This window comes from Salinivibrio sp. PR6 (genome assembly GCF_001995955.1).
GTDB classification, from domain to species: domain Bacteria; phylum Pseudomonadota; class Gammaproteobacteria; order Enterobacterales; family Vibrionaceae; genus Salinivibrio; species Salinivibrio siamensis.
In genome coordinates, this window is record NZ_MUFA01000010.1 from 98,303 (window position 1) to 108,091 (window position 9,789).

General features: G+C 42.1%; 6 protein-coding genes and 1 pseudogene. All 7 read left to right on the plus strand.

The features are described 5' to 3' along the window. Window position 1: 1 nt before the first annotated feature. Window positions 2-511, plus strand: a complete 510-nt coding sequence (locus BZG72_RS10305; RefSeq protein ID WP_158010050.1) for a DUF4123 domain-containing protein — start codon at window positions 2-4, stop codon at window positions 509-511. Between the two features lies 1 nt (window position 512). Beyond that, window positions 513-4,187, plus strand: coding sequence for a LysM peptidoglycan-binding domain-containing protein (locus BZG72_RS10310; RefSeq protein ID WP_158075467.1), 3,675 nt, complete (start codon window positions 513-515; stop codon window positions 4,185-4,187). After that, window positions 4,174-5,298, plus strand: a complete 1,125-nt coding sequence (locus BZG72_RS10315) for a hypothetical protein (RefSeq protein WP_077666735.1) — start codon at window positions 4,174-4,176, stop codon at window positions 5,296-5,298. The genes BZG72_RS10310 and BZG72_RS10315 overlap by 14 nt, the downstream gene beginning before the upstream one ends. A gap of 183 nt (window positions 5,299-5,481) precedes the next feature. Then, window positions 5,482-5,724, plus strand: coding sequence for a hypothetical protein (locus BZG72_RS10320; RefSeq protein ID WP_077666736.1), 243 nt, complete (start codon window positions 5,482-5,484; stop codon window positions 5,722-5,724). An 80-nt stretch (window positions 5,725-5,804) separates the two neighbouring features. Then, window positions 5,805-7,715: a hypothetical protein gene (locus BZG72_RS10325; protein WP_077666737.1), complete on the plus strand. Its 1,911-nt coding sequence runs from the start codon at window positions 5,805-5,807 to the stop codon at window positions 7,713-7,715. A 1-nt stretch (window position 7,716) separates the two neighbouring features. Continuing rightward, window positions 7,717-8,754, plus strand: coding sequence for a hypothetical protein (locus BZG72_RS10330; RefSeq protein ID WP_077666738.1), 1,038 nt, complete (start codon window positions 7,717-7,719; stop codon window positions 8,752-8,754). A gap of 394 nt (window positions 8,755-9,148) precedes the next feature. Next, window positions 9,149-9,789: pseudogene (locus BZG72_RS10335) on the plus strand (sel1 repeat family protein); the annotation flags it as partial.

The following is a 9,789-nucleotide window of genomic DNA, read 5'->3' on the forward strand; positions in this document are numbered from 1 at the left end:
TATGGCAACGCATTATTGGCTTCTCGTTGATGCAGTAAGGATCAGTGATGCCGCGCAACTGATTCAAGAACACTTTAGTGTCCAGCAAATTCTGCCCCTATATGCAGGCACTCCCTTTGATTATCTGCTTGAGCAAAGCCCTTATTTGGTGAATATGGGAGCGGATATCGCTAACGTCGAGACATGGCGCACACTGTCTTATTTTGATACCAGCTCGGTAATATTTGCAGTGGATGACAAAACCTGTGCAGATGACTTTATTGCGCACTTACAAGCGATGTTGAAGATAGAAGTTGCTGGCCAAGTTTTATGTTTGCGCTTTCAAAGCCAACGACTTTGGGATGCCGTTTTAGCACACGCCAATACAGACGATATCGTGCAATGCTTGGGGCCTAGCAAAGGGGTGTTTTGGTTTAACTCAGACGATGTGCCTGTGTGCCTATACAAGCCAAATCCATTCACGCCCGTGGAGGGCGAACAACAAGATTCTGTTTTTAAGCAGTGGGTGTGACATGAAAGAATACAAAATAACGAAAGGTGACTGCTTAAGTCTTATTGCTGAAAAGTTTGACGTCTCCGAAGAGGATCTTCTCAAGCTGAACAGTACGCAAATCAAAGATCCCGACTTTATCTATGCTGGAGATACGTTAAAGATAGAGCTGCCGGAACCTGCCGATACGGAGGCCTCTCGCGAATCATTTAAAAAGGCACCAGAAGCGCCTGCTACGGAACAAGAGTGTCAAATCGCTGATTTTGTCGACATCTTATATGTGCCAGCGCATCCTAAGACGGGTGAAAAATGCTGGTACGCAGTGACACAAGAGGCCAAGGACCTTATCGAAGAAGAAAAAGTCCTAATGCAGGACGCCGTTGTTGAAGGCGACTACAGCACCACATTGGCAAATATCAATCAGCTTGGCATCATGTCTAAGTTTGCCACACGCCCTCATGAAGCGTTTATGGATGAGGAAGACAAGGAACTCTATACCACCCTTCTGCCACTACGTTTAGTGGTACAAACAAAAGCCTATTATAAATCTGCGGATCCTCAGGGGTTTCTAACCCAGGCACTTGAGGAGCTTGACTTAGCGTTTGATGATATTGTTCAGCAAGAGACTCGACGAGAAAATGCTGAAAGAAATGCACTGTATTATGGCGGTAAGTTTCAATCTCTTGCACCTCAAGACAGAAGTGGCAACGCAAATTTTGACAAATTGGTCGAAGAGCGTGTCCGTACTTTTATATTGAATGCCATTGACGAACGTATTACCGAGCTGGAAGAGGAAGCGGAAAGAAATGCTGGCAACATTAATTCAGATGATGGGACTAAGTTTGTATTTAGCGAAGACCACCAATACTTCACATCACGAAGAGAAGAGCGGATTAAAAGAGCTTGTAACCTTATTTACGACTATATCGATGGTCTGGATCTGGCTAAAAGGCCACACCAAGCGGCGATACGTGAGCTTAACGAGCTAGCGAAAGATGGTTTTCTTCCCGGTTTCAAGCTACTCAACCAAGAAGGTATTGTTTTTAAAGAGCAATGTTTGACGTTGGAGCAACTAGAGGGAGATGTCGGTGTTGCGGCGGGACCTCAAGTATTACGCAACCGCGGAGACGACTGGCGGACATCACCAGAACCAATTTCAATCGAGCAGACTGAGCTGATTGATAGCTTATACCAAGAGATAACAGGTAGCACTGAAATAAATGACAGCCTAAACATTGAAAGCCTTGTTAATGATGTCAATAAAGCCGCGTGGTCGTATTATCCAGCTAAGGCATTGATACACCTTATCGACATGACGATAACCAAACATCAAAATGCTTTGAATCAAATACTGGGTCAAAGCCAAGGCACACCGCTTGATAAGCTTTTTAATAAACTATTAACAATAAAGTTGATAGCACAAAAAAGAATAGAGCATTTAAAAATCTTGGCTAAACAAACGGCTCAAAAAGGCCCTAACCAGCTTCGATTCTTTTTTGCCGATGCTGAAAGGAAAGATCTGGCACCCGAGCTTGTATTAGTGTGGGATAGAAAAGATCACCAGCCCAATAAAAAAGGTGTAAGTGCCTTTGTCAATGATGCGGGACTCAGCGATATTCAGCCAGTTGAGTGCAGTTTTTTATCCACAGGGCAAGTTTTTTACCTGCGTGGACCAGAGTGGTATATGCCTTACGATAAGTCAGATCCATTCTATACCAAAGCAGCTTGCCATGTTGATTTCATTACTGATCGTATTACGTTTGCATCTCCTCAGACAGGCGGGGGGAATATCGTTGGTGTAAATAGTGTCACTGATGCATTAAAAGAGTTAAGAAAAACAAGTGTCCAAGTGTGCATAGCCCCGTTAAAAACGCAATCTCAATTCGACACTGTGTTTTGGCAAGATAGTTACCACGCTCAAGAAGGCAATATCGAGGGTTTAAACGAGCCTGCTTATGCGGAAGATGCAGGAGCACAATTTCTTCGTTTTACAGCAAAGGGAGAGTCAGCACTTAACCTTCCGTTATCAGGCTATTCAGACCTAATCAAAGATCCTCGCCAAGTGGGGGCGAGTGGCAATATTTCGGCTAAGTTGGCGCTTTTGCAAGGACAAATGAGTATTTGTCTGTGGTTACCAGAGGGTGAGCAAAACAATACCTTGGGTGAAAATGCATCAGCGTCATCAGCTAGGGGTCATGCGGTGACGCTTTTCTATACCGATGATAAGGGTGATGAGTACAGCTACGATGTTGGCGCGTTAATGGCACGTATAACCGGTTCAGTCTATGGGTTAGTTGGTGCGACGTGTCAGTTAGGGAGTAGCGTTACTGTCGGTCCTAGTGACATAGATAATGGGCTAGGGGTACGTGGTAGTACCGTTACCCTTTTCGACCCTAACGTCCATCGAGTTGAGAATATGACTGGTGCAACGCAACAAGACTTAGTGAATAGTCAGGTTGCAGCGGAGGCAGGTGTAACGGTAGATGCCTTTGTCGGAGTAGAAGTAGGCGGTGCCTTGGGGGCGGACGTTTTCTGGGTAGCACCTAATGCTCGAGTTCCTAAAACCTTAGGTACGATTAAGGGTGAATTTTCGGCCGCGTACGGCGCAGGCTTTCACAGTGAATTCCGTATTGCTTTCCAGGCCGGCGTCCTAGTGGTCATCGCATCTGCGCGCTTAGTAGTTGGAGGCGGGTGTAAGGGCACCTTGGGCATCGAATTAAATGCGATCAATAGTGATGACTTTATCGACTGTCTACTTGGCGTACTTAAGCAAAGTAACTTCCGCCGCTTATCTGTGTTTGGTGATGTAGATGAAAACGGAATAAATGATGATTTTAATACCCTTAACGACATCGCGACGATAGCTATTGGTTTGGGTCTATCCTTTTCTAAGGTACTACTTATGCCACCGAACCTGTGGGCATCGTACAAAAAGAATGTCATAAGCAAAGAATATGCTCCGTTCTTAGCCGAACAGTTAACAGAAAAAAAGAAGGCAGAGAAGGCGAAACCTTGGGTTATGAGTATTCCGCCTCAAACATTAGCTAATCTTTTGAATACGCTATTAAAAACGCAAACGGAAACGACCTCTTTACTTGAAACTATACTCGATACGTTGCTAGATAGAGAAACGGAGACCAGTGTAGAAGACAGCGCTGAGTTTTTAAATAGACGCCAAGCTCAAGCAATTTTAAATATTATGGAATGGTTGAGTAACGATACAACAAACCAAGATGAGCATGGGCCATGTGCGAGTCAGCGACAGTGGAAAGAAGCTTTGATTGAGATGGCCGACCTTCATGCAGGAGCTGATAAACCTCAGCAGTGGGAGGGGTTCAGAGAGAGCTGGTATAAAATAGCAAGGTTTATTCATAGAACTCTTTTGGTTGCTGGAACAGTTCAACAGAGTGATTTATTGAAAAAAGTTAGAAATGACTTCGATCAAGCTTCAAAAATTCTCTGTGGCAGAATGGTACTAACTAGTTACACAAACACGGTTGATACAAAACGACTCGAACCTGTCACTCATACAGAGTATCGTGCCTATGCGCGTTCAGTGGTGGCTAATGCTAGTAGACGAGGTGTAGAAATTGAGCTAACTAGCTATAAAAATGATGAAGATAACAAACATATCGCATTAGTACCCGAAAAAAATGAAAAAATAATTGATTGGAGCCTTAAAGATGTCGGTTTATAAAAATATTATAAAGATAGCTTTTCTGCTATTTGTAGTGATAGCTATCAGTGCTTGTAAGGAAAAAGAAAAGGCGATCAACCCGGAAGATGATATCCCTTTATTTAAGAGCTTTATTGAAAGGAACATCGATAAAGTAGCCGATGATCCTTATATATCCAGCACAGTTCGTCCTGAAAATGAAATGTATGATGTGTTGCTTGACCTACAACGAGGAACGCCGTGGAACAAAGAAGAAGAAGATAGGTTTAACCGCCTGATAGGAAGAGGGAATGCTCATGCAACGATTCTATATTCGCGATTAACATTGAATGATATCTCAGAAAAAAGTGTCGCAGTATCTCGTCTAGCGAAGCTAATGAGCGAGGGAAATCCTTATGCAGCTTATTGGCTTTCTAATAGAAGCTATCGCTGTCGAGCACACCTAGGCTCGAGTAGTCTTGGTAATAAAGTAGCGAAAGATCTTGGCTTAGATACCTCCTATGAAAATAAATACTGCACTGAGGAAATTTACCAAAAAGCAGTCGAGGGATTTAAAAAACTCGCAGCGGAAGGCGATCTTCGTGCTCAGTATTTTTTGTTAAAAGATCAAGGTCTTGATGAATCAGTAGAAAAGCGTGAAGAGTATATAAAAGAAGTGATTCGATTTGCAGAGGCGCATTACTATAAGCCATTGATGGACTATACCGACTCATTGCAAAAGCAGACAAATAACGGTGTCATCTTTCGTTCAAAAGAACTAGAAAAATTAGCATTCGATCTTTTTAAGATTGCAAGTAATAATAATTACATCCCAGCTATGGGGACAGTAATGTACTACGAAGAGAATAATGATGAATTATTCGAAAGAATGAAAAAAGTAGGAGGCAGTTACTACTTTTTATCAATGGCATTAGATAGAAGTGATGAGCTAAATAATCAAGAAAAATATTGTCATGCGTTATTGTACGAAAAGATATTTAAGGATAGTCGTTATTTTATTTATTATGATGACTGGCCAGATAAAAGTGATTACGATGAAAGCATTTGTAATATAGAAAAAGAAATCGCTGAGATGAAACCGATGATTTATATCGATTACTTCACTAGGATCGATAATTGGGGCCAAGGTTGATTTTCTGTTCAGTTGAGACTGGTACGTTAAAAATTTCAAGACTTCTTGGCCGTTTTGATTTGACATCCTAAATGTTCACCACCCAGTGAGTGTTATAACACTTGCTGGGCGGTAGCATTTCTTAGCTTTAAAACGTTATGCTATCTCTCGGCCAAAACATCACTACCTGTTGGGCATAGCACTATGATAAGTTATAAAACGATTATCCAAGTTATACTTTTAAGCATATCGATGAGTTTCCTCTCCGGTTGCAAAGAAAAGGCGATCAACCCTGAAGATGACATTCCTTTATTAAAAGACGTCATTGAGGCGAACATTGATAAAGTTGTCGATGATCCTTACATATCAAGTACACTGAGGCCTGATGATGAGATGTATGAAGTGATGTTAAAGCTACAACGGGGTATACCTTGGAGTGAAAGCTGATAAGAGGAACTCAATCCTCTATTCTAGACGGTCAGGAGGATTCGGTCCTCATAGGGCAAGTACGAGAGAAAAAGCGCATATTGCTTTGGGATGAGCACAAAGATTGGGCACCAGAAAATTTGAACAATCAAATTGTCCCTGACTCCATGGCGTTGAATACGACAATTGTTGAGTGCGCACTCACTTCCAAGCCAAACGAAGCGATGTATATACGCTCAACGTGTGCGGTTATAGATAATGACCCAGCAAGAAATAAGCAAAGTAGTGCGCAAGTTTATGAACCCACGCTACCAACAGGGCAAGGAGTGATAAAGCCCGAGGGATTCAAGAACGCGTTAAGAGACGCCTTGGGGAATGATGCGGAAATTAAAAAGACGTTTGCGTTGGCCAACGTGGGGGGAGAGGTCGCTTTAGATGAGGCCTATGAGTATGTGCTACCGTGGCGAACCCAGCAAACCGAGATTTTTGGTAACACCGTTAAGGTGGACGTTAGCGGCGGCGCACAATTTATGCGATTTACATATTCAGCGCAGGCAGCAGCTGAAAGCGTCAACTTAAACTTAGTGGGGAACACGCAGCTGGGAGCGTCGCTTGATTTCGCCAGCGGCCAATTAGCGACAAAATTCTCCATTCCAGCTGAAAACATGTACGATCTAAAAGTTCCTTATTACACCGTTGACAATGAGCGTCGTGAAGTGAGCTTAGGAGACATTCGCTTCGACATTGAAGCGGTTGTGCACGGTATGTTAGCGGCAAGCATAAAATACTCGAATGAGATTGGATTTGGTCAAGATGGTGCCACAGGCGCCACAGGTCTGCGGACATCTCAAACCTTTATTGCAACACGTTTGGAAAGCAAGAAAGACCTAGAACTCGCMGATGATAGTAAACTGCGAAATATTAAGGCGGGTGCAAAGACTGAGGTGTCGGCCTTTGCTGGTGCAGAGGTAGGTGGACAAGTCAGTCTTGCATRCTTATGGAAAAATGTGGGTAGCTCGGACATGAAACAGTTGTTTAAGCTCGCCACTCGTCTCACCGCGCAGTTAGGCGTTGGAGCCAAACTTATCTTGCAATGTACCTTAGATAATGGCCGCTTAATTTTTCGTTTCGACTTTGGCGCCGCGTCTATTGCCGGTTTCTCTGGCAAGCTGGCGTTTGAGTTAGACCCGCTTGCTTACGATGAATTTATCTCACGGCTGTTGGATGTGATGGAGCACCCGAGCTTCAGTCGCTTTGGCCTATTCCATGAAAGTGACGGCAGTGAAGCCTTTTATGCTTTTAACAGGCTACTGACAGTGGCCGTTGCCTATCAACTTACCCTGACGCAAATTGCACTGCTTCCTTTTCATCTTATTCGCGATATGGAGCAGCGAGCGTTGGAGGCGACGAACGCCCCCTTTGTGGCGAACTTCATTAATAGTGACGTTGAGACATCCGGTCAGCGAGACTGGATCAAGAAAATGCCGGCTGAGACCTACGCCAAGCTCTTTTCGGTTCTATTGCATTATCATGATTTAGGATTTTGGGGTAACGATGCAGAAGCTGCGAAGGATAACCTCGATCAAGTGGCTGCGATGACMAAGCTYTTAGAGTGGATAAGAGGAGAGAGCCACCCGRTAAGTGACAATGCCAAGAAAAAGTTCGAGAACGTGATGCAAAGGRTYGGRGAAGAGATTGAGATGGAGCTTCCCGAAGAGGTKAAATGGCAACGCTATGCGGAAAATATTGATAARATATTAATTTTTTGGCGCCAAGCTTATAGTAATGTAGATGCTTTATCAGATGGTGAGATCAAGACTCGTTTTGTCAATGAAAAGGATAATATTATTAAAAGGTTGGGGGATATGACAAGGAATTGGATTCCTTACAAAAGGTCAATTACACTTCCTGCATATCATGAAGTTGTTGAGTATACATCTGTCCACATGAATGATATGAAAAGCAAGAATACTATTAATCAGCAGGGATATAATAAGATAATTGGTGGATAAGATGAAGTTGATAAAACTATATATTCTATTTGTTATTATTTTTACAACCTTACCTTCTCATGCAGTAAATTTGCGAGAGGGACTGTCCCTTCTAAACGAGGGCAAGTACAAAGCTGCAAATGAAATCTTCCGAGCGCTTTCTGATAAAGGTAACGCTAAAGCCTCTTACTGGTTAGCTTATACACAATTTAAAACATTAGGAACGCTAGGCGCAGGGTCGAGCCTATTAAAAGCCGCTGAAGGCGGTAACCCTTGGGCRATGGCAACACTTGCAGGTACCCATATGCCGAAAGTTGATCGTTCTTTTTGTGGTTATTTGGGTTGGCCATGTGACGAGCAATGGGTAGATAAAGCAATTGAAGGTTGGGAGAAACTCGCCGAAGAAGGTGATGGAAAGGCAATGTATGCCCTTTTGTATCATGATCCTACCTGGTGGCAGTATATTCCTTTTTATAGAGATTACCGATATGAAAAGCTAGCGAGTAAGTTATATAAAAATAAAGGTTATACCTTCTTCTTTGATGACAGATTTTGGTCTGATATTAACGAAGATACTCGCCTCAAGTATTTAGAAAAAATAGCTAGGGATGGCAATCTTTATGGAGCATATCAAGCGGCTTTTATATATAAAAGAAGAGGCCGTGTTCGTGAAGCATTAAAGTGGATAGAGTATGGGATAGAAAGGGGTGACTATTATGCATTTGTGTTTAAAAGTGTATTGTTTCTTCCATTGATACGAGATAGTGGTATAGGAGGTAAAGATAGCGTATCTTCAAAACTATCATTCTTCTACTGTATGGTTGCGAACTCTATGAATAGCCATTATGACTGCGATTTAATAACATATTTTGATGAAGAGTATAATGAAGAAAGAGATGAGTTGAAATACTTTGATAAGTATAGTGGTGAACTTGTTAAACAAGAGGAAATTGAAAATATAAAAGTTAAGGCTAGAGAAAAAGCTAAAGGTTATAAAGCAAATCTCTATTTAGATGAAACAACAGTAGAGTTCTTCAAAGGGTTTAGAAAGAATATATAGAGTGTTCTTATATAATCCTGAATTCAGATAATAAGTACAACGCTCATGGTTAAACTGGCGAGAGGAAGTCAACTGTGAGCGTGTTCAATATTCTGTGTTAGCCAATTTTTCATAGGTCTATGTAATTATCTATTCGGCCTTTTAAGTGAATGGTCAGCTGCGATAGCGTCAGGTTCGAGGGTGTTCATAGTACTTACGCCCGAGGACGACTTCTGTTTGGCTAAGACCAATATTTCGTTTTAACATTTAAAGCTTTCGTCCAAGTGTTGAGTGTGTACTCTAAATATTTACCACCCAGTGAGTGACGCAACACCCGCTGGGCGGTAGCACTCCTTAGCTTTAAAACGTTATGCTATCTGTCGGTCTAAAATCACTATCTGCTGGACACTGCCTTATGATGCGTCATAAAACGATTATCCAAGTTATACTTTTAAGCTTATCGATGAGTATCCTCACCGGTTGCAAAGAAAAGGCGATAAACCCTGAAGGTGATATTCCTTTATTCAAGGACTTCATTGAAAAGAATATTGATAAAGTAGCCGATGATCCTTATATATCCAGCACAGTTCGTCCTGAAAATGAAATGTATGATGTGTTGCTTGACCTACAACGAGGAACGCCTTGGAGAAAAGAAGAAGAAGATCGATTTAATCGCCTTATAAAGAAAGGGAATGCTCATGCAACTATTCTATATTCGCGATTAACATTGAATGATATCTCAGAAAAAAGTGTCGCAGTGTCTCGACTAGCGAAGCTAATGAGCGAGGGAAATCCTTATGCAGCTTATTGGCTTTCTAATAGAAGCTATCGTTGCCGAGCACACTTAAGTTCGCGTAGTCTTGGTAATAAAGTAGCGAACGATCTCGGTTTAGATACCTCTTATGAAAATAAATACTGCACAGAGGAAATTTACCAAAAAGCCGTTGAGGGGTTTAAAAAACTTGCTGCGGAAGGCGATCTTCATGCTCAGTACTTCTTGTTAAAAGATCAAGGCCTTGATAAGTCCGTAGAAAAGCGTGAGGAATACATTAAAGA

Bases quoted from the DNA above. Each gene is read 5' to 3' on its own strand.
- BZG72_RS10305 (WP_158010050.1), top strand. From the start codon at position 2: ATGGCAACGCATTATTGGCTTCTCGTTGATGCAGTAAGGATCAGTGAT.
- BZG72_RS10310 (WP_158075467.1), top strand. From the start codon at position 513: ATGAAAGAATACAAAATAACGAAAGGTGACTGCTTAAGTCTTATTGCT.
- BZG72_RS10315 (WP_077666735.1), top strand. From the start codon at position 4,174: ATGTCGGTTTATAAAAATATTATAAAGATAGCTTTTCTGCTATTTGTA.
- BZG72_RS10320 (WP_077666736.1), top strand. From the start codon at position 5,482: ATGATAAGTTATAAAACGATTATCCAAGTTATACTTTTAAGCATATCG.